This window comes from Agromyces bracchium, assembly GCF_009709675.1.
Lineage (GTDB): Bacteria > Actinomycetota > Actinomycetes > Actinomycetales > Microbacteriaceae > Agromyces > Agromyces bracchium.
Map to the genome: position 1 here is coordinate 1 of NZ_WMLB01000033.1, position 23562 is coordinate 23562.

General features: G+C 72.4%; 26 protein-coding genes. 12 read left to right on the forward strand and 14 right to left on the reverse strand.

Annotation, left to right across the window (positions count from 1 at the left end):
- The 5 genes from GJ743_RS13950 to GJ743_RS13970 form a co-directional block, all read right to left on the reverse strand.
- A partial coding sequence (locus GJ743_RS13950) for an MFS transporter (RefSeq protein WP_155052528.1) occupies positions 1-1176 on the reverse strand: 1176 nt, incomplete at its 3' end.
- Between the two features lie 8 nt (positions 1177-1184).
- Positions 1185-2786, reverse strand: a complete 1602-nt coding sequence (locus GJ743_RS13955; protein ID WP_155052529.1) for an aldehyde dehydrogenase (NADP(+)) — start codon at positions 2784-2786, stop codon at positions 1185-1187.
- Entirely contained in the window at positions 2783-3895 is a 1113-nt protein-coding gene (locus GJ743_RS13960) for a mandelate racemase/muconate lactonizing enzyme family protein (protein ID WP_328289193.1), read from the reverse strand. Before GJ743_RS13960 ends, GJ743_RS13955 begins: the two co-directional genes overlap by 4 nt.
- Complete coding sequence (locus GJ743_RS13965) at positions 3892-4890, reverse strand: 5-dehydro-4-deoxyglucarate dehydratase (RefSeq protein ID WP_155052530.1); 999 nt, start codon at positions 4888-4890, stop codon at positions 3892-3894. Before GJ743_RS13965 ends, GJ743_RS13960 begins: the two co-directional genes overlap by 4 nt.
- Positions 4887-6110: an NAD-dependent epimerase/dehydratase family protein gene (locus GJ743_RS13970; protein ID WP_155052531.1), complete on the reverse strand. Its 1224-nt coding sequence runs from the start codon at positions 6108-6110 to the stop codon at positions 4887-4889. The genes GJ743_RS13965 and GJ743_RS13970 overlap by 4 nt, the downstream gene beginning before the upstream one ends.
- A gap of 234 nt (positions 6111-6344) precedes the next feature.
- Here GJ743_RS13970 and GJ743_RS13975 point away from each other — a divergent pair, with 234 nt between their 5' ends.
- The gene (locus GJ743_RS13975) at positions 6345-7352 is read left to right on the forward strand and encodes a LacI family DNA-binding transcriptional regulator (RefSeq protein ID WP_328289194.1); all 1008 of its coding nucleotides are present in this window, start codon (positions 6345-6347) and stop codon (positions 7350-7352) included.
- Entirely contained in the window at positions 7349-8452 is a 1104-nt protein-coding gene (locus GJ743_RS13980) for a M24 family metallopeptidase (RefSeq protein ID WP_328289195.1), read from the forward strand. The genes GJ743_RS13975 and GJ743_RS13980 overlap by 4 nt, the downstream gene beginning before the upstream one ends.
- 485 nt (positions 8453-8937) lie before the next feature.
- Here the strand turns inward: GJ743_RS13980 and GJ743_RS13985 are convergent, their stop codons facing one another.
- From GJ743_RS13985 to GJ743_RS13995, 3 genes are all read right to left on the reverse strand, one after another.
- Positions 8938-9201, reverse strand: a complete 264-nt coding sequence (locus GJ743_RS13985) for a ribbon-helix-helix protein, CopG family (protein WP_155052533.1) — start codon at positions 9199-9201, stop codon at positions 8938-8940.
- An 88-nt stretch (positions 9202-9289) separates the two neighbouring features.
- Positions 9290-9637: a type II toxin-antitoxin system PemK/MazF family toxin gene (locus GJ743_RS13990; RefSeq protein ID WP_328289196.1), complete on the reverse strand. Its 348-nt coding sequence runs from the start codon at positions 9635-9637 to the stop codon at positions 9290-9292.
- Positions 9631-9876, reverse strand: a complete 246-nt coding sequence (locus tag GJ743_RS13995; protein WP_155052534.1) for a ribbon-helix-helix domain-containing protein — start codon at positions 9874-9876, stop codon at positions 9631-9633. Before GJ743_RS13995 ends, GJ743_RS13990 begins: the two co-directional genes overlap by 7 nt.
- 245 nt (positions 9877-10121) lie before the next feature.
- On the opposite strand from GJ743_RS13995, the gene GJ743_RS14000 reads away from it, so the two are divergent.
- The gene (locus GJ743_RS14000; protein ID WP_155052535.1) at positions 10122-10694 is read left to right on the forward strand and encodes a dihydrofolate reductase family protein; all 573 of its coding nucleotides are present in this window, start codon (positions 10122-10124) and stop codon (positions 10692-10694) included.
- A 59-nt stretch (positions 10695-10753) separates the two neighbouring features.
- On the opposite strand, the gene arfB is transcribed toward GJ743_RS14000, so the two are convergent.
- The 6 genes from arfB to GJ743_RS14030 all read right to left on the reverse strand — a co-directional run bounded on the left by arfB (position 10754) and on the right by GJ743_RS14030 (position 14567).
- Positions 10754-11191 (reverse strand): alternative ribosome rescue aminoacyl-tRNA hydrolase ArfB, encoded by a 438-nt coding sequence (gene arfB, locus GJ743_RS14005; RefSeq protein WP_155052536.1) that lies wholly within the window; start codon positions 11189-11191, stop codon positions 10754-10756.
- Between the two features lie 69 nt (positions 11192-11260).
- Positions 11261-11905, reverse strand: a complete 645-nt coding sequence (locus GJ743_RS20220; RefSeq protein WP_155052537.1) for a CPBP family intramembrane glutamic endopeptidase — start codon at positions 11903-11905, stop codon at positions 11261-11263.
- Positions 11906-12001: 96 nt separating this feature from the next.
- Entirely contained in the window at positions 12002-12571 is a 570-nt protein-coding gene (locus GJ743_RS14015) for an MBL fold metallo-hydrolase (RefSeq protein ID WP_155052538.1), read from the reverse strand.
- An 86-nt stretch (positions 12572-12657) separates the two neighbouring features.
- Positions 12658-13185, reverse strand: coding sequence for an SRPBCC domain-containing protein (locus tag GJ743_RS14020; protein ID WP_155052539.1), 528 nt, complete (start codon positions 13183-13185; stop codon positions 12658-12660).
- A complete protein-coding gene (locus GJ743_RS14025; protein WP_155052540.1) occupies positions 13182-13757 on the reverse strand; it encodes an ArsR/SmtB family transcription factor in 576 nt (191 codons plus the stop codon). The genes GJ743_RS14020 and GJ743_RS14025 overlap by 4 nt, the downstream gene beginning before the upstream one ends.
- Before the next feature lie 153 nt (positions 13758-13910).
- The gene (locus GJ743_RS14030) at positions 13911-14567 is read right to left on the reverse strand and encodes a hypothetical protein (RefSeq protein WP_155052541.1); all 657 of its coding nucleotides are present in this window, start codon (positions 14565-14567) and stop codon (positions 13911-13913) included.
- Positions 14568-14861: 294 nt separating this feature from the next.
- On the opposite strand from GJ743_RS14030, the gene GJ743_RS14035 reads away from it, so the two are divergent.
- From GJ743_RS14035 to GJ743_RS14075, 9 genes are all read left to right on the forward strand, one after another.
- A complete protein-coding gene (locus GJ743_RS14035) occupies positions 14862-15227 on the forward strand; it encodes a hypothetical protein (RefSeq protein ID WP_155052542.1) in 366 nt (121 codons plus the stop codon).
- Positions 15228-15324: 97 nt separating this feature from the next.
- Positions 15325-16356, forward strand: a complete 1032-nt coding sequence (locus GJ743_RS14040) for a DUF6807 domain-containing protein (protein ID WP_155052543.1) — start codon at positions 15325-15327, stop codon at positions 16354-16356.
- A complete protein-coding gene (locus tag GJ743_RS14045) occupies positions 16353-17123 on the forward strand; it encodes a cupin domain-containing protein (protein ID WP_328289197.1) in 771 nt (256 codons plus the stop codon). Before GJ743_RS14040 ends, GJ743_RS14045 begins: the two co-directional genes overlap by 4 nt.
- Positions 17120-18244 (forward strand): Gfo/Idh/MocA family protein, encoded by a 1125-nt coding sequence (locus GJ743_RS14050; protein ID WP_155052544.1) that lies wholly within the window; start codon positions 17120-17122, stop codon positions 18242-18244. The genes GJ743_RS14045 and GJ743_RS14050 overlap by 4 nt, the downstream gene beginning before the upstream one ends.
- 23 nt (positions 18245-18267) lie before the next feature.
- A complete protein-coding gene (locus tag GJ743_RS14055) occupies positions 18268-19326 on the forward strand; it encodes a family 43 glycosylhydrolase (RefSeq protein WP_155052545.1) in 1059 nt (352 codons plus the stop codon).
- Positions 19327-19441: 115 nt separating this feature from the next.
- Entirely contained in the window at positions 19442-20743 is a 1302-nt protein-coding gene (locus GJ743_RS14060; protein WP_155052546.1) for an ABC transporter substrate-binding protein, read from the forward strand.
- A gap of 71 nt (positions 20744-20814) precedes the next feature.
- A complete protein-coding gene (locus GJ743_RS14065; protein WP_155052547.1) occupies positions 20815-21810 on the forward strand; it encodes a carbohydrate ABC transporter permease in 996 nt (331 codons plus the stop codon).
- Positions 21807-22727, forward strand: a complete 921-nt coding sequence (locus GJ743_RS14070) for a carbohydrate ABC transporter permease (protein WP_155052548.1) — start codon at positions 21807-21809, stop codon at positions 22725-22727. The genes GJ743_RS14065 and GJ743_RS14070 overlap by 4 nt, the downstream gene beginning before the upstream one ends.
- Positions 22728-22737: 10 nt before the next feature.
- Positions 22738-23409, forward strand: coding sequence for a hypothetical protein (locus GJ743_RS14075; protein WP_155052549.1), 672 nt, complete (start codon positions 22738-22740; stop codon positions 23407-23409).
- Positions 23410-23562: the final 153 nt, after the last annotated feature.

Sequence of the window (23562 nt, forward strand, 5' to 3'; positions counted from 1 at the left end):
GGGGTCGACGCTGCCGTCGATGGCGGGGGCGTGCTTCGGGTAGGCGAGCAGCATCGCGCCGGAGGCGATCCAGACGACGCCGATCGCGATGATCAGCGTCTCGGCGCCGACGCCCGCGGCGAGCCCGGCGATCGCGGCGCCCGCGGCGGCGGCCGCGGCTCGGAGACCCGCACCGACCGTGAAGACCTGCGAGCGCAGAGCGGGCGGGCTCTGCTGCTTGCGGATGAGGAGCATCGCGGCCGCGCTCGGCGCCGTGAAGAGGCCCGACGCGCCGATCGCCGCGATCGCCCAGGCCGGGCCGAGGTCGAACGCGGCGACGACCGTGCAGAGCCCTGTGGCGGCGAAGCCCCAGCCCATCACCCACTCGGGTGAGCGGCGCGGCGGGCGGCGCGAGTTCCACAGCGCGCCCACCAGGCCGCCGATCGCGAACGACGTGACGATGATCGCGCCCTCGCCGGCGTCGCCCGAGCGGGCGACCGACAGCGCGACCGCGGCGATCGCGAGCCCGCCCGAGCCGAACTGGCTGAGCGTGCCGCTCCACGTGATGACGGCGAGCGGCCGGTGCGTCGCGATGTGCCGGAACCCGGCCGCGATCGTGCCGAGGAACGACGGCCGGTCGTGGGGGGATGCCGCGGCCGGATGCAGCCTCAGGGGCACCGTGCCCACGGCGCCCGCGAGCGCGCTCGCCGCCATCACGATCGTCGCGATGCGCGCCGATCCGAGGGCCGCTGCGGCGGCGACGACCGCGGGCCCGGCGACTGCGCCGAGGTTGTAGGCGAGCGCGTCGATCGCGTACGCGCGTCGCTCGTCGGGAATGCCCTCGGTCACGAAGCTCGAGAGCCCGCCGAAGACGAACGGCGTGACGGTGCCGGCGGCGATCAGCGCGATCGCGACCGCCCACGCGGGCATCGGCCCGAGGAACGCCGCGAACGCGTACGCGGCGGCGATCACGAGCCCCGCACCCGCGACGAGCGCGCCCGGTCGGCGGCTGCGGTCGAGCATCGCGCCCGCGATCGGGGCCGCGACGATGCTCGGCCCGAGGGCGGCGGAGGCCAGCAGCCCGCCGACCGCGACGCCGACGCCCTGATCGACCGCGAGCACGGGGATCGCGATGGTGATCCCGCCGACCGCGAGACGCGGCGGGGTGGCGGCGACGAGGTAGGAGGCGACGCCCACGCGGCGGCTCAGCCGGCCGCGGGCGCGGCCCCGGCGGCCCCGGCGGAGCCAGGCGAACCCGAGCCGGGCGCGCCGGGATCGGTCGAAGCGTCGGTCCCGGCCGCCGCGGGCAGCGTGAGCACCCCGTCGACGCGACGCGGGATGCCGAGCGGGTTGCCGTCGCGGAGCTCGGGCGGCAGCGCGGCATCCGGTGCGTCCTGGAAGGCGATGGGTCGGAGGAACCGGCGCATCGCCGTGACGCCGACGGACGTGTGGATGGTCGTGCTCGACGGGTACGGCCCGCCGTGCTGCTGCGCCCAGCTCACGGCGACGCCCGTCGGCCAGCCCGCGAACAGCACGCGTCCGGCGATCTCCGAGAGCACGTCGACGACGGGTCCGAGCTCCTCGCCGGGCTCGGCGTGCACGGTCGCCGTGAGGCTGCCGCCGACGGCGCGGACGGCGTCGAGGGCGTCCGCGACATCCGTGTACTCGACGATCAGGGTCGATGGCCCGAAGCACTCGTGCAGCAGCGTGTCGGGGTCGGCGATCACGGCCGCGGTCGTGGTGCGGAGCACGACGGGCGAGCCGGTGCCGGCCTGCTGCGCGGCGGGGTCGCCCGCGACGACGTCGACGCCGTCGTGGGCGCCGAGCCGCGCGATGCCCGACGCGAAGGCGCCCGCGATGCCGTCGGTGAGCATGAACACCGCTCCGGCGGATGCCGCGGCGAGCGCCGCAGCGACGCGCTCGCCGAAGCCCGATCCGGCTGGCACGAGCACGACGCCCGGGTTCGTGCAGAACTGGCCGGCGCCGAGCGTGAACGAGCCGGCGAGGCCGGTCGCGAGCTCGTCGGCGCGGGCCTCGATCGCGGCGGGCGTGATGAGCACGGGGTTCACGGCGCTGAGCTCGCCGTAGAACGGGATGGGATCGGGGCGCTGCTGTGCGAGGTCGAAGAGCGCGCGTCCGCCGGCGAGCGAACCGGTGAAGCCGACGGCACGGATCTCGGGGTGCTGCACGAGCGCGACGCCCGTCTCGTGGCCGGTGACGTGCCCGAAGATCCCCTCCGGTGCGCCGGCCGCGACGAGCGCGTCGCGGACGATCTCGGCGGTCCGGGCGGACAGGCGCGGGTGCGCGGGGTGGCCCTTCACGATGACCGGGCAGCCGGCCGCGAGCGCCGAGGCGGTGTCGCCGCCCGCGACCGAGAACGCGAACGGGAAGTTCGACGCGCCGAACACGGCGACCGGCCCGAGCGGGCGCAGCATGCGGCGGAGGTTCGGCCGCGGCGGGATCGTCGTGGCATCGGGGTGGTCGATCGTCGCCTCGAGGTACGAGCCCTCGAGGATCGCGTCGGCGAAGAGCCGCAGCTGCGCCGTGGTGCGGGCCACCTCGCCCGTCAGGCGCGCGGTGCCGAGATGCGTCTCCTCGTCGGCGATGGGCACGAGCTCGTCGCGTGCGGCGTCGAGCGCGTCGGCCGCGGCGCGGATCCAGGCGGCGCGCTCGGCCGCGCTCGAGGCGACCGTGACCGCGAACGCGCGGCGCGCGGCGGCGGCGACCGCGTCGAGCTGCTCGCGCGTGGTGTCACCGGTCGTCGCGGGTGCGGCGGCGGCGCGTGCGGGTGCGGCGGTGTCGGTCATCGGTCCTCCGTGTGTGAGACGGATGCCGCGGCATCCGTCAGCTCGTTCGAGAAGCGTACGCCGAGGCCCGGCTGCCCGGTCGTGGACACCGTGGCGCCCGAGACGGCCACGGGCGACGGCGTGGCGAGTGCGCCGAGCGCGGCGAACGACGCGTCCTCGACGGACTCGACGAGGTGCTCGCCGGGCCGCGCGAGCGCGAGCTGCGCCGAGAGCTCGAGCAGCAGGTGCGGCGCGAGGCCGACGCCGCGGTCGGCGGCGAGGTCGGCGATGCGGAGGAACGGCGTGATGCCCCCGACTCGCACCGCGTTCGGCTGCACGAGGTCGACGGCGCCGGCGTCGATGAACTCGGCGAACCGGTAGCGCGTGTGGAGGTTCTCGCCGAGTGCGACGGGCACCTCGATGCGGCGACGCAGCTCGACGTGGGCGTGCAGGTCGTCGGCGCGGAGCGGCTCCTCGATCCACGCGAGGTCGAACGCGGCGAGCTCGCCGATCGCGCGCTCGGCCTGCTCGAGGTTCCAGCGCTGGTTCGCGTCGATCATGAGCCCGCGGTCGGGGCCCAGCACCTCGCGCACCGCGGCGATGCGCTCGACGTCGCGCGCGAGGTCGGGGCTGCCGACCTTGACCTTCACGGCGTCGAAGCCCGCCTCGACCCACCGCGACGCCTGCGCGACGAGCTCGTCGAGGGGGTAATGCAGGTTCACGCCGCTGCCGTACACGGTCGCCGTCTCGTGTTGGCGGCCGATGAGGTCGGTGACGCTGACGCCCGCGCGACGCGCGGCGAGGTCCCACAGCGCGAGGTCGAGCCCCGCCATTGCGATCGTCGTGATGCCGCCGCTGCCGCCCTCGTGCAGGTGCGTCCAGAGCGGGTCCCAGAGAGCGGATGCCTCGGCCTCGCGCCCGAGCGCGAAGTCCGAGATGTCGTGGTCGAGGTGGGCCCGCACCGCGGCCGCGCCGATCGTCGGCGTCCACGAGAAGCCCCAGCCGACGGCGCCGTCGGAGTCCTCGACCTCGACCTCGATCACCGAGAGGTCGCGGACGTCGGGCCCCCACGGGCGGAGCAGCGGGATGCGGATCGGGCGCGTCGCGATGCGCGCGATGGTCGCGGTCACCGCGACGCGGCCCCCGCGGCATCCGCCAGCGCCGTCGACGGGCAGGCCGACGCGGCCGGACGCGTGCCGCCGAGCTCGACGAGCGCGAGCCCGCAGTCGAGGATCGCCGCGAGCCGCTGCTCCTGCTCGGGCGTCGGGTCGACGAGCGGCGGACGCACCGATCCGACCGGCAGGCCGCGCAGGCGCAGGCCCGCCTTGATGAGCGACACCCCGAAGCCCGGTGTCTCGTCGCGCAGGCGCACGAGGGGAGTGTAGAACTCGCGCAGCAGCGACATCCGCGTCGTCTCGTCGCCGTCGACGTACGCCCGGTAGTGCAGTGCGGCGAGCTCGGGGATCATGGCGAACGCGGCCGACGAGTACAGCGGGATGCCGATGCCGCGGTACGCGCCCTGGCTGAGCTCGGCGGTGAGGAGGCCGTTGAAGAACGCCCAGTCGTCGCGGCCGGCGGCCTCGGCCGCGAGCACGATCTCCTGCGCGAGGCCGATGTCGCCCGTGCCGTCCTTGAAGCCGACGACCTTCGGGTTCGCGGCGAGCCGGGTGACGGCGTCGGCCGTGTAGCGTGCCGTGCCGCGGTGGTAGACGATGACGGGCAGGTCGGATGCCGCGGCGACCGCCTCGACCCAGGCGACGAGCCCGTCGGTGGTGCCCGACACGAGGTAGGGCGGCAGGAGGAGCAGTCCGTCGGCGCCGGCCTCGGCCGCGCCGCGCGCGAGCTCGATCGCGTGGCCGAGCGGCCCGCCGGCGCCGGCGATCACGGGTACGCGCCCCGCGACGACGTCGACGCTCGTGCGAACCACGTCGATGGCCTCGCGCGCCGACAGCGCGTGGAACTCGCCCGTGCCGCAGGCCGGGAAGACGCCGCCCGGACCGAACGGCAGGCGCGTCTCGAGGTGCTCGCCGAGCACGTCGAGGTCGACGCGGCCCTCGGCGTCGAACGGCGTGACGGGGAAGAACAGCACCCCGTCGAAGTCGAGGCGGCGGGTGGCGGCGGTCATGCGGTCCTCGTTCCGGTGTTGGTGGCGGTGGTGGTGGCCGTGATGGTGCTTGTGTCGGCAGGGCCCGTCGGGGCGGGCTCCCCATCCGCCGAGTGAGCGGATTCGCGACGGGTGCGCGGCCCCGAAGGTGCGCACTCGTCGCCGATTCGCGCACCTGTGGGAACGGCGGGCGCGACAGCGGTGCCCGCGGATGCCGTGGCGGCGGTGGGCTCGGATGCGGCGGCCGCGGTGCCTGCCGCCGAGTGCGCGGATTCGCGACGAGTGCGCGGGCTCGAGGCTGCGCACCCGTCGTCGAGTCGCGCACCTGTTGGGGTGGCGGGGGCGGCGGGGGCGGATGCCGCGGCAGCGGCGGCGAGTTCGGAGCGCCAGTCGCGGGTCGGCGACCAGCCGAGTCGGTCTCGGGCCTTCGCGATCGAGAAGACCGGCGCGGTGCCGCCGAGGTCGTCGGCGGCCGGCCCCAGCGCGGGCGCGAACTCGCGCCACAGCTCAGCGACCGGCCGCTCGGCCAGCGCGTCGGCGGCGCCGACGAAGAAGCCCTCGCCGTCGATCGCGTCGGCGGGCGCGGCGAGCCAGGCGTCGACGAAGCCGGCGACATCGCGCGCGTCGACGTAGTTGAAGAGGCTCACCGCCGCGAGGGCGGGGTCGGCGAGCCGCTCGGCGACAGTGTGGCCCTGCTGGGTGGGCGCGCCCGCCCACTCTTCGGGTGAGATCACGTAACAGGGGCGGAAGAACCCGAACGCGCCGGGCGCGGTTCGCGCGAACATCCGCACGGTCTCCTCGATGACGACCTTCGAGAGGGCATAGGCGTTCGCTGGGGCGAGCGGATGCGTCTCGTCGATCGGCACGGCGGCGGCGCGCCACGCGGGGGAGGAGTACCCGACGGGCGTCGGGCTCGACGCTGCGAGCACGCGGCCGACGCCGGCGGATGCTGCGGCCGCGAGCACGTCGTGCGCGAGCGCGGTGTTGGTGAGCAGGATGTCGCGCTCGGGCGCGCTGAACGGCACGGCGATGCCGGCGAGGTGCACCAGCGCGTCGGGGCGGAGGTCTGCGAGCGCGGCGACGGCCGCCCCGGGCGCGGCGAGGTCGACCGTGCGCTCGTCGACGCCGACGAGCCCGGCCGGGGCGCGGTCGAGGCCGACGACCTCGTGCCCGAGCGCGGCGAGCCCGGTCGCGAGCGAGCGCCCGAGGCGGCCGGACGACCCGGTGACGGCGACGCGCATCGATGCTCCTGTTCGCTGGATCGGGAGATTCGAGAAAGCGATTTCTCACGACGAGCCTAAGCGAGGCATGCTGATCCCGGCAACCCGGGCGCTACACTGAGGAACCGATTTCCCGACGCGCCTCGACGCGCCGGGTGCGCGGACCGGAACCGGTCGTCGCGCAGCACGGCCTCGACGCGCACGGCGCGGGCCGAGGCATCCGGAAGGGGACGCATGGGCGACCGAAGCAGGGGCGTGACGATCTCGGACGTCGCCGCACACGCCGGCGTCTCGCCGGCGTCGGTGTCGCGCGTGCTGAACGGCCGGGCGAGCGTCGACCCCGAGATCGTGCGGAAGGTGCAGGCGTCGATCGCGACGCTCGGCTACTCGCCGAGCCTCGTCGCCCGCAGCCTCGTGCACGGCCGCAACACGACCGTCGCGATGGTCGTGCCCGACCTCGAGAACCCGCTGTTCCAGGGCATCCTCAAGGGGCTCAGCCTCGCCGCGGCGGACGACGGCTACCGGGTGCTCGTCGCCGACACCGCCGAACGCGCCGACGACGAGGAGGCGATCGCGGTCGAGGCGCGCCAGCGCTGCGACGCACTCGTGCTCTGCGCGCCGCGGATGCCCGAGGCGAAGCTGCGCCGGCTCGCCGAGCGCGTGGCGCCGGTCGTCGTCGTGAATCGCCCGCTGCCCGACCTGGACGTGCCGATCGTGGGCGTGGACTACGTCCGCGGCATCCGCGACCTCGTCGACCACCTCGTCGGGCTGGGGCACCGGCACCTCGCGTACGTCACCGGCCCGGAGACGAGCGCCTCGAACGCCGAGCGGCTGCGCGGGGTCGACGAGGCGCTTGCGATGCATCCGTCGGTTCGGATCGAGCGCATCCCGGGCGGGTCGCGACCGGAGGACGGCGAGGCGGTCGCGCCCGCCGTCGTCGACGCGCACCGCGCGGGCGTCACCGCCGTCATCGCGTTCAACGATCTCGTCGCGCTCGGCCTGCTTGCGCGCCTGCGCGAACTCGGCGTCGACGTGCCCGGCGAGCTCTCGGTCGCGGGCTTCGACGACGTGCCCATGGCGCGGTACGCGACGCCGCGCCTCACGAGCATGTCGGTGCCGCGCACCGAGATCGGCGCGCAGGTCTGGGCACGGCTGCGCACCCTCATCGGCGGCGGACCGATCGAGCACACCGTGCTCTACCGCCCGCGGCTCGAGGCCCGCGAGAGCACGACGGCGCCGGCAGCCGTCGGGGCGTCGGCGTGAGCGTGCTCGCGCCCGTGGCATCCGCTCTCGGATCGGATCGCCCGGCCAAGCGCGCCCGCGTGCTCGACCTGCTCGAGCGGCGCGGGGCCTCGGCGATCGTGCTCCGGTCGCACACCGCGGTCGCGTGGTACCTCGACGGCGCGCGCACGCACGTGTCGCTCGCGGGCGATCCAGTGGCCGCGGTCGTCGTGCGCCCGAGCGGCGACGCGTTGCACGTGTTCGCGAACGAGGCAGATCGCCTGCTCGCCGAGGAACTCGGCGTCGCGTCTGACCTCGAGGTCGTCCGCGTGCCGTGGCACGAGCCGCTCGTGGCGGCCGGCGTCGACGCACTCGACGGTCTCGACGCCCTCGACGAGACGGATGCCGCGGCCGACCTTCGCGCGGCCCGCGCCGCCCTGCTGCCCGCCGAACTCGTCCGCTACCGGGCGCTCTGCCGCGAGGTCGCCGAGGCGATGACGGATGCCGCGCTCGCCGCGTCGCCCGCCGACTCCGAGCGCGTCGTGGCCGCGCGCTTGTCGGGCGACCTCGCCGCGCGCGGGATCGACCCGCTCGTGACACTCGTCGCCGGACGCTCCCGGCTGGCCCACCGGCATCCGCTGCCCACCGACGCACCCCTCGGCGACCGGGCCATGCTCGTCGTCTGCGGTCGCCGCCACGGCCTCATCGCGAATGCGACTCGCTGGCTGCGCTTCGGCCCGGCCGCCGCCCCCGACCCTGCCGAGACGGATGCCGCGCGCCGCATCCTCGACGTCGAGGCCGCGTTCCTCGACGCCACCGTGCACGGCGCGCGCCTCGCCGACGTCTTCGCGACCGGCACCGCCGCGTACGGCTCGCACGGCTTCGACCCGCACGAATGGACGCGGCACCACCAGGGCGGCGCGGCCGGCTACGCCGGCCGCGACCCGCGCGCTGTGCCCGGCATCCCCGACGTCGTGCAACTCGGCCAGCCGTTCGCTTGGAACCCGACCGCGCCCGGCGCGAAGGTCGAGGACACCGTGCTGGTCGGCGCCGACGGGGTCGAGGTGCTCACGGTCGACCCGCGGTGGCCGACGGTCGCGGTCGCCGGGCGGGAGCGGCCTGCTGACCTGCAGCGCGATTGACGCGGCGCTGTCGCGTTGAGGGTCCCTTCATCGGGACTGCTTTTCGGGCGGGGCAACCGAGACCGACCTGCGTCAGCGGGGCGGACGGCGTCGCGTTCCACGCCGATGCACCTCTCCGGGCTGCCGTCTGCCGGCCGGCGCTCGCCATTCGCGGATGTCGTCACGATTGGCGGGTTCGAAGCCCGTTGCACCCGCACAACCTGACGACAACCGCACCCGCCGATCCACGTTCCCGGTCCTCCCAGCCGGTCCCACTCCGGCGCGACATCGTGGCGGCCGACGAGATCTCGGTGAAGGACCGGCTAACGGGCGCGCCGGGCACGATCGCGTTGCCTTTACGCTTCCGACATGCAGTCGTCCGTGCTCGCCGCGATCGTTTTCCCCGGGCGAATCGTCGTCGAGGAACTCGATCCAGGTCGGCCAGGACGCGGCCTGAATCGCGTCCTCGGGGCTGATGCCGTGCTTGAGTGCCGAGTCGTGGACGTTCACACGGCGTACGCGGCCAGTGCGTCTCGGATGAGTTCCGATCGTGTCTTGTGCTCGCGCGCTGCCCGTGCGTCGAGGGCCGCGAGTTCGTCACTGGTCAAGCGGAGCGCGACCACTTGCGACGGCTCAGCACCGCGCCCGGGTCGGCCGCGCCCGCGCTTCTTCAGCGTCTCGACGTCATAGCCGGCCTCGGCCTCGGTGACCCATTCGGAGATCTGCTCCTCGGTGACGGGTACACCGTTGATCGTCTCCCGCTTGTTCATAGTAATAGTGTATTACGTAAATGCTTGCGGCAACAGACGACGATGTCGCGCTGCGGGATCGTAAGTGAATCGACAGTGTGGTCGCGGCTCAGATGCCCATGACGAGGCGAATTCCGTCGGCGATCTTCGTCTGAACGTAGCTCGGCAGGTGGCCGACCGGGAACGCGTCGAGGAACTCCCGGCTGACCGGACCGACCTGCGACACGACCGCCACCGAGTCCTTCTCGAGGCCGGAAGCCTCGACGGGTACCAGCACGTTGCCGGGGAACGCTTCCAGCGCGACGTTCGATGTCAACGGCACGACCAGGACGGTGGCGATCTGCGTGGCGAGCAGCCAGTCCTCCTGCATCACGACGGCAGGTCGCCGCTTCGCCGGTTCCGATCCGCGCGGTGAACCGAAGTCGACCCAGACGACGTCGCCGTGGGCGATCACCACTCAGTCGCCTCGAGCATGCGGCGCTCGGACTCCGAGAGGAAGGGGCTGTCGGCGGAGGGCTGCCCGACGCGTTCGATGACCGCGTCGGCCAAGGCGGTCAGCTCTGCTTCGCCCTCGAGTTCCTCGACGAACCGGCGGCCGGCGCGCCGGAAGAACTCCGAGCGGTTCATGCCGTGCCGGGCGGCGACGCGTTCGAAGCGCTCGAAGTCGCCATCCGGGATGGAGATCGCGGTCTTCATGGCCAAAGTATAACCAGTCATACCGATTGTGTCGGCGAGGGATCGATACGTGAGACGTGGGAGAAAGGTGGTCGAGTTCTCCTCTTCTCCGCGATTGTGTTGAGGGATGACGCCTCGGGTGGCATGAATGCGGCGAGTTCGACTCCATCGCGACGGGCCGCCCAGCCGGCGGGGAAGAACGCCGACCGTAGTCTGAGCAGCATCCGCTGAAGTCGCGCTGCGCACACGAAGGGGAGAGCTGCGAGATGAGACCACTCCGATATTCGATCAACGTCACGCTCGACGGCTGCGTCCATCACGAGGCCGGAATCGCCCCGGATGAGGAGTCGATGCGGTTCTGGACCGCTGAGATGGAGCGAGCCGATGCCGTGCTCTTCGGCCGGACGACCTACGAGATGATGGAGTCGGCCTGGCGGCGGCCGGCCACGGGCACGTGGCCCGATTGGATGCGGGCGTGGGAGATCCCATTCGCGGAGGCCATCGACCGCAGGAAGAAGTACGTCGTGTCGAGCACGCTGAACGCGCTGGACTGGAATGCCGAGCTGGTGCGAGGCGACCTGGCGTCAGCGGTCCGGTGGCTCAAGCAGGAACCGGGCGAGGGCCTGTCCGTGGGTGGCGTGACGCTCCCCTTGGCGCTGGCCGAGCTGGGACTGATCGACGAGTACGCCTTCGTGGTGCAGCCGGTGATTGCCGGGCACGGGCCGACGCTGCTCGCCGGGCTACGCGAGCGCATTCCGCTCGAGCTCGTGGATCGCCAGGAGTTCCGGTCGGGGGCGGTTGCCCTACGCTACCGGCCGACCAGCGGTAGCTCGACGTAACGACGTGCTCGCGCCGGCTCGGCGACGTCCTCGACCTCTGACTCCCGGTGCACCGGCGATCAGTCGCCGGGCGGGCGGCGCAGGCGCTTGACGTCGGTGCGGCGCTTCTTTGCTTCCAGGCGCCGCTCCTTCGACCCGCGGCTGGGCTTGGTCGGTCGTCGTGGCGGTGACGGCGGACGCAGCGTGTCAGCCACGAGGATGGCGAGCCGGGCTCGCGCGGCATCCCGGTTCCGCAACTGGGAGCGATGCTCGGACGCGGTGATCGTCAGCACGCCGTCGACCAGGCGCCCGCTCAGGCTTGTGAGGAGTCGGTCGCGCTGGACGGCCGAGAGCACTGCCGACCCGGCGACATCCCACACGAGTTCCACGCGGGAATCGGCGGTGTTCACGCCCTGTCCGCCAGGGCCCGACGACCGCGAGAACCGCCACGACAGCTCCGACTCCGGGATCGTGAGGCGCGCGTCGACCCGAAGGCCGGGGCGGTGGACGGCAGGCATGGATCCATCATCCCGTGCGCACAGGTCGCGGATCAGATTCGACCGGGCCGGTGCGACCCGAGCCGGCGGTCAGGACGAGGGTTGGAAGAAGCCGGCGTAGTCCCAGAGGAAGTGGAGGAGCATCGCCCCGAAGAGGGTACCGGTGAGGCGGCGGGTGACGTAGAAGACGCTGCCCATGCCGAATGCGAAGGCCACCTGCCCGAGCACCTGGGGCAGGCTGTCGCCGAACGCGACATTGAGGAGGTGCGCTGAGGCGAAGACGAGGCTCGAGACGAGCCAGACGATCCACTCGTTGAATCGGGCGCGGAGCCCCACGAGCAGCCCGCCGCGGAACGCGAGCTCCTCGGCGAAGGCGATGCAGACCGTCCCGGCGGCGATCGCGAGCATCGCCTCGATCGGGATGGCGGACCGGTCGGCGTTCACGAAGTTGAAGATCGCGCCGCCGGCGAAGAACAGCGGCAGGATCCACAACCACCAAGGGAGTCGTTTCCGCTCCCGCTCGAACAACGCGGGCCGCCACCATCCCAGCCAGCTGGTGGCGATCACCAGGAACACGATGCCGATCCCGACGGGAAGCACCTGGTGCAGGAGGGCCCAGCGAACCGAGGGGAACCGGCCCGGATCATCCAGGATCAGCAGCGTGGTGACCAGGATGATCAGCAGGTAACCGATCGCGATCGAGAGCCCGATCCACGGCTTGGGTTGAACGCGCACGGTGATTCCTCTCCCACGGCGTGTTGCGTCGGCTCACGGTATCGGCCGAACAGCGCGCCGCGACCTATCCCGACCGCGTACGGCGCGTCGCACGAATCATTCCGGCGTCGTGCTCGGGGCGGTGGGCCGCCAGGGCTCGTGCTCGTGGGCGAGCCAGACCTGGTCGGGCTCCAGCGAGCGGATGAGTCGCTGCCCCTCGGTCTGCGGATCGTCGAGTTCGCCGAACCAGACCGCGGTGTCGCCGGCGATGACGACGGGGCCGGCAACGTCGTCGATGACGACGATCTGGGAGCCGGGGGTGTGACCGGGTGCGGGCAGGAGACGGATGCCGGGGAGCAGCTCGAGTTCGCCGTCGACCTCGACATACGTGACCCCGGGCGGGTCGACCCACTCGGGGATCGTGTAGCCGTCCTGGGTGCGAGCGTCGTGGAGCTCCCGCCGCTGGACGTGGATCGGCGTGCCGGGGAAGAGGTGGTTGCCGCCGCAGTGATCGAAGTGCAGGTGGGTGTTGACGACGAGGTCGACGCTCGCGAGATCGAACCCCTGCTCGTCGAGCGGGAACGGACGGGGATCGAGGTCGGCGGCCGCCGGGTGGACCTCGGTGAAGCCGGTGTCGACCAGCACGCGGCCATCGGGATGGTCGATGACGTGCACGTAGACGGGCATCAGCTCGCCTTCGGCGACCAGGTCGGCGACGCGGACCGGCGTAACGACGACCGAGGCTCGAGCGGTGATCTCGCATCCTCCGCCGGTCAGCCCGCGGCGACCGGGAAGCGGGTCGCGAGGCGGTCGAGGATCGGGACGAGGTCGCGGACCATCTGGTCGAAGAACTCGTTCTCCCAGTCGGCGCCGCTGCCATAGGCGCTCGTGACGACGCGGAGCACGCACGTGCCGCCGGACGCGGCTTGGATCAGGAACTCCGTGGCGATCGGGGTGACGCGGTCGAGGCCGGCGTAGACCTCGGAGAGCGGAACACCGATCGACTCGAACCACTCGGCCATGTCGGGCGGCAGTTCCTCGGGACGAGTGCCGATCGGCCATGGCTCCTCGTATGCGAACCGCCGGTTCGGCGTGTACGCGGTGACCGTGCCGGTCGACGTGAAGTCGCCGAGATCGAACGACACCTCGCCGCCGACGCGTGGCTCGAGTCGAGTCGGCGCCATCCACGACGAGATGCCGTCGGCGGTCGCAATCGTCTCCCACACCTGCTCGGGAGTGGCGACGAGGTCGTAGGTGCGTTCCATCCGGTGCTCGACGCGGTCAGGATCGGGCGTGTTCATGACGACTCCTTCGGTCGTGGGTATGACGCGACGGTCAGGCGATGCGGGCGGCCGTCGTCGTGGTGGTACTTCGCCACGAGGGCGGCGATCGCCGCCTGCAGCTCGCCGGCGAACGAGGCCCGGTCGTCGGGCGATGCGAACCCGATGACCGTGTCGACGGTGAGCGTGGGCACCCGCGTCTCGGGCACCGCGCTGCTCGTGATCGCCCCGACCTCCGACACGGCTCGTGCGTTCACCGCGATGAGGTACGCGGCGGAGAGGTGATCGGCGATCGCCTCCGGATCGACCGCGGTGGACTGGAGCACGTTCGGCGAGACCACGAGGTGCCGAGCCGAGCGGCGCACGAAGCGTTCGCTGATGCCGCCCCACGCGCGCGTCTCGACCGGTTCGACGAGCCCGTGCGCCTCGAGCGACCTCAGGTGGTAATTGACCTTCTGGCGCGTCGAGCCGATCTTCGCGGCGACCGTGGTCGCCGACCCCGGCTCCGCCAGCGCGTCGAGGATCGACGCCCGGATCGGGTCGAGCGCGACCTCGACGGCGTCGCCGTCTACGAGCACTCGGACCTCCTGCATGAGGTCAACGTACGCTTGACAAGAAATATTGTCAAGAGATGACGCGCGCGACGCGCGGGTCGGGCGAGGCGCGCTCGCGGCGGAGGAGTCCTCGCCGGCGACGGGCAGTCGATGGGCGGCACGTGGTCGATCGGAGGGGGCGGTCGACGACGTTCAGTCGTCGCCGAGGCGCTCCTGCAGGCCCCGCATCATCCCCCGCGACATCACGAAGTCGGCGGGCACGATGAACAGGTGCGCGCCGAGCGTCAGCCACCACGGCGCCGTGCGCGCACGCCACCGGAAGACGAGGCGTGTGGCGCGCCCGCCGTCGACCGGCGTCAGGCGGAAGCACCAGGTCCAGCGCAGCCGGGCGAGCCCGCGCTGCCGCCATGACAGGGGCAGGTGGGTCGTCGATTCGAGGAGCAGCCGCTCGCCGGGCGAGATCTCGCGCACGATGAACCCGCATTCGGTCTCCGGCGGGCCGTCGGGGATGAAGTCGCCGGCGACGAGTCCCTGGAACTCCGGATGGATGCTGCCCGCGCTCGGGCGGTTCGCGGGGAAGAGCAGCACGTCGACCCAGCGCGGCGTGTACCAGCCGCCGCGGTGCCACCCGACCTGCACGAGCCAGGGCCACACCTCGTCGGGCGGCGCGTCGATCGTCGCCGCGTGCGTCGCCACGATCTGCGGCCGGTCGACGATCTCGTCGCCGGGGAGGCGCGCCGAACGTTCGGCCGCGGTCGAGCCGTACGTGCGGCCGTACCACTGCAGCGCGGCGAATCCGGCGAGCAGCGGGACCGCGACCGCGAGTGCGGTGCGACGGGGCGACGGCATGCGCCGAGTCTGGTCGGCGTCGGCCGGCCCGCAGGGGTCGATGGTCCTGCCGGTGCGGGGCGATGTGGTGCGGTGTGGTGCGGTGCGGTGCGGTGCGGTGCGGTGCGGTGCCGTGCGGCGCGGTGCGGTGTCGGTCGGCGGATGCCGGCACAGCCCGTCGGCCGGGCCGAGCGCCGGCGACGGCCCCACGGGCATCGCCGGCGACGACCCCACGGGCATCGCCGGCGACGACCCCACGGAGGTGGGCAACGCCCGCGCCGACTCCCGCTCACCCGAGCGTGCGACACTGGCCCGATGGACCCCGACTGGATCGAGCACCGTCGCGGCATCGACGGTGAGCTGCTCGGCTGGATGGAGCCGGCGGGCGACGGCTTCGTCGTGATCGACCTGCTCGGACGCCCGCGCACGGCGCCGCTCGATTGGCTCGCGGCCGAGGAGGCGCTCGACGCGCTCGGCATCGGCTACCTCGGCGAACCGCATGAGCTGCGGCTGGAGACGGGGGAGTGGATCCGGGTGCGGATCCTCGAGGCGTCGCCCCGCGGCATCCGCCTGAAGAAGGACGACTGGGGAGCGCAGGCGGTCGGCGCGCCGCAGGAGTTCCTCGCCGTCGCGTTCCCGGCACCCGACGGGTTCCGGGCGTTCGTGCGCGATCCCGGTTGACGGTGTAGGCTCGGGATAGCGCTTTCCCGTATGCCAAGACAGGCGTGAGAGAGCGCAGCGCCGCACCCCGGATCGACGACGACCCCGAAGGAGCCCGATGCCCGACCTCCGCATCGCCCGCGACGACGACCGCCTGATGATCCACGCCGACGGCGAGGTGCTCGCCGAGTACGTCTTCCGCCCCGACCACCCCACGTTCGAGTCGCCGCGCCCGTACCTCAGCCCGATCCGCACGCTCGGCGGCGAGACCGTCTCGCTCTACCGCCCGCACGACCATGTCTGGCACAAGGGCATCGCCTGGTCGCTGCCCGTCGTCGGCGACGAGAACTTCTGGGGCGGGCCCACGTTCGTGCGGGGCGAGGGCTACGTGCAGCTGCCGAACAACGGCGAGCAGCGGCACGTCGAGTTCGAGAACGGCCAGGCGGATGCCGCGGCCGGCGGCATCGCGAACGACGGCGTCGCGTGCATCCGCGAGCGCCTCGACTGGGTCACCCAGGCGGGCGAGACGATCTTCCGCGAGGAACGCACGCTCGCGGCATCCGTCATCGCGGACGATGCCTGGCTGCTCGGCTTCGCGACCGCGCTCACCAACACCACCAGCCGCGCCATCTCGATCGGCTCGCCCACGACCCGCGGCCGCGAGAACGCCGGCTACGGCGGCCTGTTCTGGCGCGGCCCGCGCTCGTTCACGGGCGGACAGGTCCTCGCCCCGGGCGCCGCGGGCGGCGACGAGCTCCGCGGAACGCGCGCGCCGTGGATGGGCTTCACCGGCCGCCACGACGAGACGGGCACGGCGTCGACGATCGTCATGGTCGACGACCCCGGCAACCTGCAGCACCCGCCGCAGTGGTTCGCGCGCAGCGAGGAGTTCGCGTGCCTCTGCCCCGCGCCGTTCTTCAGCGAGGAGCACGTGATCGAGCCGGGCGCGACGATGGCGCTGCGGTACGGCGTCGTGATCGCGGATGGCGCGGCTGACCCGGCGCGTGCGGGGGCGCTCGCCGCCGCGGCCGGCGAGCGGCTGGCGGCGCTGCTCGGCCCGGTTGGCGCGTCGGAGGTGGTGGCCGGGGGCGGGGCCCGGGCGAGCGTCGCCGCGGCGACCGCGGGCACGGAGACCCGGGGCACGCCGTGACCACGCCCGCGTTCCCCGGCGCGACGTCGGTCAGCGCCCTCGAGGTCTACGACGGCGTCGCGCCCGACGGGCTCGCGGGCGGCACACCCCACCTGCACCTCGTCTCGACCGAGGCGTACCTCGTGGTCGCCGGCCGCGGCAGCCTGCACACGATCGACGGCGCCGGCATCTTCGATGAGCGCGCGCTCGCGCCGGGCGACCTCGTCTGGTTCGCGCCGGGCGTCATCCACCGCGCGATCAACGACGGCGGGCTCGAGGTGCGCGTGATCATGCAGAACGCCGGCTTGCCGGAGGCGGGCGACGCCGTGATGACGTTCCCCGACGACGTGCTCGCCGACGCCGAGCGCTACGCGGATGCCGCGCGGCTGCCGGGCCCCGAGGCATCCGACGCCGATCGCCTCGCTGCCGCGCACGCTCGCCGCGACCTCGCGGTCGAGGGCTACCTCGCGCTCTTCCACGACGACGGCGACGGCACGGTCGACCCCGACCGCCTCGCGCGACTGCACGCCCGCGCGGCCGAGCTGGCGCGCCCTCGCGTCGCCGACTGGCGCGCTCGCTGGGAGGCCGGTGCGCTCGCCGTCGCCCGCGAGACCGGCCACCGCCTGGACGCGCTCGCGAGCGGCGGCGACCCGGGCCTCGGCGAGGCGCGCGTGGCCGAGGCATCCGTCGCCCCCGCCTTCGGCATGTGCGGGCGGCTCCAGCGCTACGACACGAGCATCGACCCCGACATCGTCCCCCACATCGACCCCCTCGGAGGAGCCCGATGACCGACCAGACCAGCCGGGCCGGCGAGGCCGCCCCGACCACCCCGCTGCGCGCCGCGATCATCGGCACCGGCGCGATCGCCGATGCGCACGCGCAGGCGCTGCGCGCCACGCCCGACGGCGAGCTCGTCGCCGTGCTCGACCGTCACCTCGATCACGCGCAGGCGTTCGCCGACCGCTGGGGCGGGCCGGCGGTCGCCGACTCGCTCGAGGCCCTGCTCGCGACCGGCGCGATCGACGTGCTGCACATCTGCACCCCGCCGGGCGTGCACGCCGAGCAGGCGATCGCCGCGCTCGACGCGGGCGTGCACGTCGTGTGCGAGAAGCCCGCCGCGCTCGCGCTCGACGAGCTCGATGCGATGACGGATGCCGCGTCCCGCAACGACCGGCGCCTCGCCGTCGTGTTCCAGCAGCGCACCGGCACGGCCGCGGCGAACGTCAAGGGACTGCTCGAGTCGGGGGCGCTCGGCCGGCCGCTCGTCGCGACCTGCCAGACGCTCTGGTACCGCGCCCCCGAGTACTTCGCGGTGCCGTGGCGCGGCAAGTGGGCGACCGAGGGCGGCGGGCCGACGCTCGGGCTCGGCATCCACCAGATCGACCTGCTCGCGTGGCTGCTCGGCGACTGGGCGAGCGTGAACGGGCAGCTCTGGCGGCTCGCGCGCGAGACCGAGATGGAGGACGTCTCGACCGCGACCGTCGCGTTCGAGAACGGCGTCGTGGCGTCAGTGATCACGAGTGCGCTCTCGCCCCGCGAGACGAGCTCGATCCGCATCGACACCGAGCTCGCGACGGTCACGGTCGACCACCTCTACGGCCACGGCCACGAGCACTGGCGGATCACGCCCGCGCCGGGCGTCGACCCGGCCCTCGTCGACACGTGGTCGGCGCTGCCCGCCGACGAGGAGCCGAGCGGCCACGACCCGCTCGTGCGCGACATCTACCGTGCGCTCGCGACGGGCGCGCCGCTGCCCTCGACGGCGACCGACCCCGCGCGTTCGTTCGAGATCGTCACGGCGATCTACTCGTCGGCGACGAGTGGGCGCACGGTCGAGCGCGCGTCGCTCCGCGACGACGCCGACCGGATGCGCAGCCTCGAGAGCCCGATCGTCGACCTGCGCAGATGAGTGGCGCAGGTGAGGGCGCGCCGATGAGCGGGCGAGCGGATGCCGCTGCCCGCGCGCCCTCGTCGGGCGACGCGATCGAGGGCGCGACGGCCGGCCGCGAGGCATCCGTCGCCCTCGTCGACCCGGCCGACGACGACGCCCTCTTCCACGACCCGGTGCACGACGGGGCGACCGATCCGACCGTGATCCGCCACCACCTGACGGGGGAGTGGTGGATGTACTACACGCAGCGACGCGCGAGCGTCGACGAGCCCGGCGTCGCGTGGGTGCACGGCAGTCGAATCGGCGTCGCGCGCTCCGTCGATGGGGTGCACTGGCGCTACGACGGCACGCTCGACGACCTGCGGCTCGGCGACGACGCCGGCGCGTGGAACGAGACGCACTGGGCCCCCGAGGTGATCTTCGACGGCGAGCGGTACCGCATGTACCTCACCGTGATCGACGGCATTCCCGACCGGTGGGAGGGGCACGCGCGCCGGATCGTCGAGTACGCGAGCGACGACCTCGCTTCCTGGCGGCTCGTCGGCGAGATCCCGCTGAGCTCCGACCGCGTGATCGACGCGTGCGTCGCGCGCTGCCCCGACGGGCGCTGGCGCATGTGGTTCAAGGACGAGGCGGATGACTCGACCACGTGGGTCGCGGCGAGCGCCGACCTCGCGCCGGGCTCCTGGCGCGTCGAGGGCCGCGCGATCGGCGGGCGTCCGCACGAGGGTCCGAACGTCTTCGAGCTCGGCGGCTGGTGGTGGATGCTCGTCGACGAGTGGCGCGGCATGGGCGTGTACCGGTCGCGCGACGCCGTGGCCTGGGAACGCCAGGGCGGGCCCGACGACGTGATCCTCGGAGCACCGGGTCGGCGGCGCGGGAACGCGACCTTCGGGCGGCACGGCGACGTCGTGGTCGGCCGCGGCCGCGGCATCCTGTTCTACTTCACGCACCCGCACTGGGACGGCTCGGAACTGGGGTCGACGGATGCCGCGGACGCGCGCCGCAGCGCGATCTTCGCCGCCCCTCTCGAGGTCGTGGACGGCGTGCTGACCTGCGATCGCGACGCCCCGGCCGATCTCGGTTCGATCACGGATTGAAACGATTTTCCTCGTCGCATTGACCATTCGCGTCGATGGGGCTACATTTGGGGAAGCGCTTTCCCACCCAGCGTGAATGCACCAGGCAGACAGAGACGTTTCCGGGAGGACAACGATGTTCAACATTCGCACCCGACGCGCGGCCCTCGCCGCAGCGGCGGTCACGGCGAGCGCGGCGCTCGTGCTGACGGGCTGCTCCGGCGGCTCCGAGCCGGCCGCGACCTACGACCCCGACGAGGAAGTGACGCTCAACCTCGCCTTCTGGGGCAACGACGTGCGCGCCGACCTCTACGACCAGGCGATCGCGGCGTTCAACGAGGAGTACCCGAACATCACGGTGAACTCCTCATTCCTCGGCTTCCCCGAGTTCTGGGAGAAGCGGCAGACCGAGGCGGCCGGCGGCGGCCTCCCCGACGTCATGCAGTTCGACTACTCCTACCTCCGCCAGTACTCCGAGAACGGGCTGCTCCTCGACCTCGAGCCCTACCTCGGCAACATCATCGACACCGAGCCGCTCAGCGAGCAGATCCTCGGCATCGGCGTCGTGAACGGCGAGACCACCGGCATCCCGACCTCGACCAACGCGTGGGGCATGTTCACCAACCCGGTCCTGCTCGAGCAGGCCGGCGTCGAGGACTTCGCCGGCGGCAGCTGGGAGGACTACAACGACTGGATGGCCGAGGTCACCGAGGCCTCCGGCGGCGAGGTCTACGGCGGCACCGACTGGACCGGCCGCATCCAGAACTTCGAGATCCAGCAGCGCGCCGGCGGCGACGACCTCTTCACCGACGAGGGCGAGCCGAACTTCACCGAGGAGGACCTCGCGGCCTTCTGGGAGCAGGGCGACTCGATCCGCGAGGACGGCACCGTCATCAGCCAGCAGGAGCTCGAGGAGATCTACCCGGTCTCCGGCTTCGACGCGGCGAAGACCGCGAGCGAGCTGACCTGGGACAACTTCGGCGCCGGCTACCTCGGCAACCTCGGCGAGGGCTACACCGAGCTCGGCCTGATCGCCCCGCCGGTCACCGAGGAGGGCGCCAAGGACCTCTACCTGAAGCCGTCGATGCTGCACTCGATCGCCGCGACGACCGACCACCCCGAGGCGGCCGCGACGCTCGTGAACTTCCTCGTGAACAGCCCCGAGGCGGGTGCGATCTTCGGCACCAACCGCGGCCTGCCCGCGTCGGAGACCATGCTCGAGGGCGCTGAGCTCGACCCGCTCGGCGAGCAGATCCGCGCCTACGAGGAGTCGATCAGCGACCGCCTCGGCGACGCCCCGCCCGTGCCGATCGTCGGCTACGGCACCCTCGAGGAGAAGTTCCGCCAGCTCGGCACGGAGCTCGGCTTCGGCACCCTCACCGTGGACGAGGCTGTGAGCCAGTTCTTCTCCGAGATGGACGTCGTCCTGAACCAGTAGGGACCTCTCGGGTCCGGGCCCCGACGGCCCGGACCCGGAGTACCCTCGGCACGGAACCCGGGAGAGAGACCATGAGCACCACCTTGACGAGAGCGATCGTCACGGCCGACAAGGAAGGCCGTCCGCGCCTCCTCGGTCGTCGCGGCCCCGACACCCCCACGCGGCACGGACTGAAGGTCCGCAACCGTCGCGAGACGGCGACGGGCTACACCTTCCTCCTCCCGTGGATGATCGGCTTCCTGGGCCTGACCCTCGGGCCGATGATCTACTCGCTGTACCTCGCGTTCACGAAGTACAACCTCTTCACCGAGCCCGAGTTCATCGGCCTGGACAACTTCGTGCGCATGTTCACGGAGGACCCGCAGTACATCCAGTCGGTGCAGATCACGCTCGTCTACGTGCTGATCGGCACCCCGATCAAGCTCGCCGCCGCGCTCGCGGTCGCGATGCTGCTGAACTACCGCGACCGGGGTTCGACGTTCTTCCGCTCGTCGTTCTACGCCCCGTCGCTGATCGGCGCGTCGGTGTCGGTCGCGATCGTGTGGCGGGCGATGTTCTCCACCGACGGGCCCGTCGACAACACGCTCTCGTTCTTCGGCATCGAGATCGGTGGCTGGGTCGGCAACGTGGCCCTGGTGCTGCCGATGATGATCCTGCTCGCGGTGTGGCAGTTCGGCGCCCCGATGGTGATCTTCCTCGCGGGCCTGAAGCAGGTGCCGCGCGAGCTGTACGAGGCGGCCGAGGTCGACGGGGCCGGCCCGATCCGGAAGTTCCGGTCGGTGACCTTCCCGATGCTCTCGAGCGTGATCTTCTTCAACCTGCTGCTCGAGCTGATCAACGCGTTCCAGGTGTTCGCGTCGGCCTACATCATCTCCAACGGCTCGGGCGGCCCGGCCGGCATGACGAACTTCTACACCGTCTACCTGTACAAGCGCGGCTTCGCCGACCTGCAGATGGGCTACGCCGCCGCGATGGCGTGGGTCCTCGTGATCGTGGTCGCGATCATCGCCGCCATCCTCTTCAAGACCCAGAAGTCGTGGGTCCACTACGCGGGAGACAACCGATGAGCACCTCGACCAGCGAGATCGCCCGTCCCGAGTTCCTCGAGATCGAACTCGACCAGAAGCCCGTCGAGCGGCGCCGCATCAAGCGCAAGACCATCAACACGATCATCTGGTTCGTGGTGCTCGCCGCGCTGACCGCGATCGTGCTCTACCCGCTCGTGTGGCTCTTCATCGCCACGTTCAAGCCGTCGAGCGAGTTCGGCCAGAACCCCGGCCTGATCCCCGACAACCCCACGATCGACAACTACTTCAAGGTGCTCGAGGGCATCGCGGGCGTGCCGCTGTGGCGGTTCTTCGCGAACTCGACCTTCATCGCCGTGATGGCCGTGATCGGCACGCTCTTCTCGTCGGCGCTCGCCGCGTACGCGTTCGCCCGGGTGCAGTTCAAGGGCGTCGGGATCCTGTTCGCCGCGATGATCGGCACCCTGCTGCTGCCGTTCCACGTCGTGATCATCCCGCAGTACATCATGTTCCAGAAGCTCGAACTCGTGGACACGTACTGGCCGCTGATCCTGCCGAAGTTCCTCGCCACCGAGGCGTTCTTCGTGTTCCTGATCGTGCAGTTCATCCGCAACATCCCGCGCGACATGGACGAAGCGGCCCGCATCGACGGCGCCGGCCACTGGCGCACGTTCTTCTCGATCATCCTGCCGCTGATCAAGCCCGCGCTGATCACGTCCGCGATCTTCACGTTCATCTGGACGTGGAACGACTTCCTCGGCCCGCTGCTCTACGTGAACAGCCCCGAGCAGTACCCGCTCCCGGTCGCACTTCGGCTCTACAACGACCAGACCTCGACCTCGGACTACGGGGCGACCGTCGCGGTCTCGTTCCTGGCGCTGCTGCCGATCCTGATCTTCTTCATCGTCTTCCAGCGCTTCCTCGTCGACGGCGTGGCCACACAGGGCCTCAAGGGCTAGGGGCGAGCGGATGTCTCGGGCAGGCGGTCGCGCGGAACGCGACGCGCGTCGCGCCGAGCGGTCGGGCTCCGGTCCGGTCCGCTCGGGCGCGGCGCCGGCCCGTTTCCCGGGCGCGACGAGCGCCTTCGGCCTGCTCGGCGAGGTGCTCCTCGTGGGCGTGCTCGTCGCGCTCGTCTCGATCCCGCTCGTGACCCTGCCCGCCGCGCTCGCCGCCGGCGTGCGCCACCTGCGGCGGTACCTGCTCGCGGAGGGCTCGAAGCTCGGCCTGTTCTGGGCCGACCTGCGGGCCGGGCTCCTCGGCGGGATCGGCGTGGGCGCCGCATCCGTCGCGTTGGTGCTCGTGCTGCTGCTCGACATCGACCTGGCGAACAGCGGCGCGCTGCCCGGCGGCCCGGTCGTCGCGGCGGTCGGCTGGCTCGGCCTCGCGGCGCTCGCCCTCGCGCTGTTCACCGCTGCCGGACTCTGGACGCCGAAGCTCGGCTGGCTGGGCGCGCTGCGCGCGGCGCCGCGCGCGGTGGCGGGCGACCCGGTCGGAGCGGCGTACCTCGTGGCCTCAGCGGTGTTCGCGGTGGTCGTGACGTGGCAGCTGTTCCCGCTCGTCGTGCCCGCGCTCGGGTGCGTCGCACTCGCGATCGTCGCCGTGCCCGAGCGGCCGCGGCGGCGTCGCGTCGACGCGGACTGAGGTTCGCGGTCGGCGGCGCGTCGCGCGTCGTTCGCCGAGAAGTCCCGGATGCACGGTGCAACCCTGCATGTGCGGTTTCTCGGGATGGGCAGGTGTGGCGCCGGACTCGGGGCAGTGATCGAGAAGTCGCGGATGCAGGGTCCGACCGTGCAT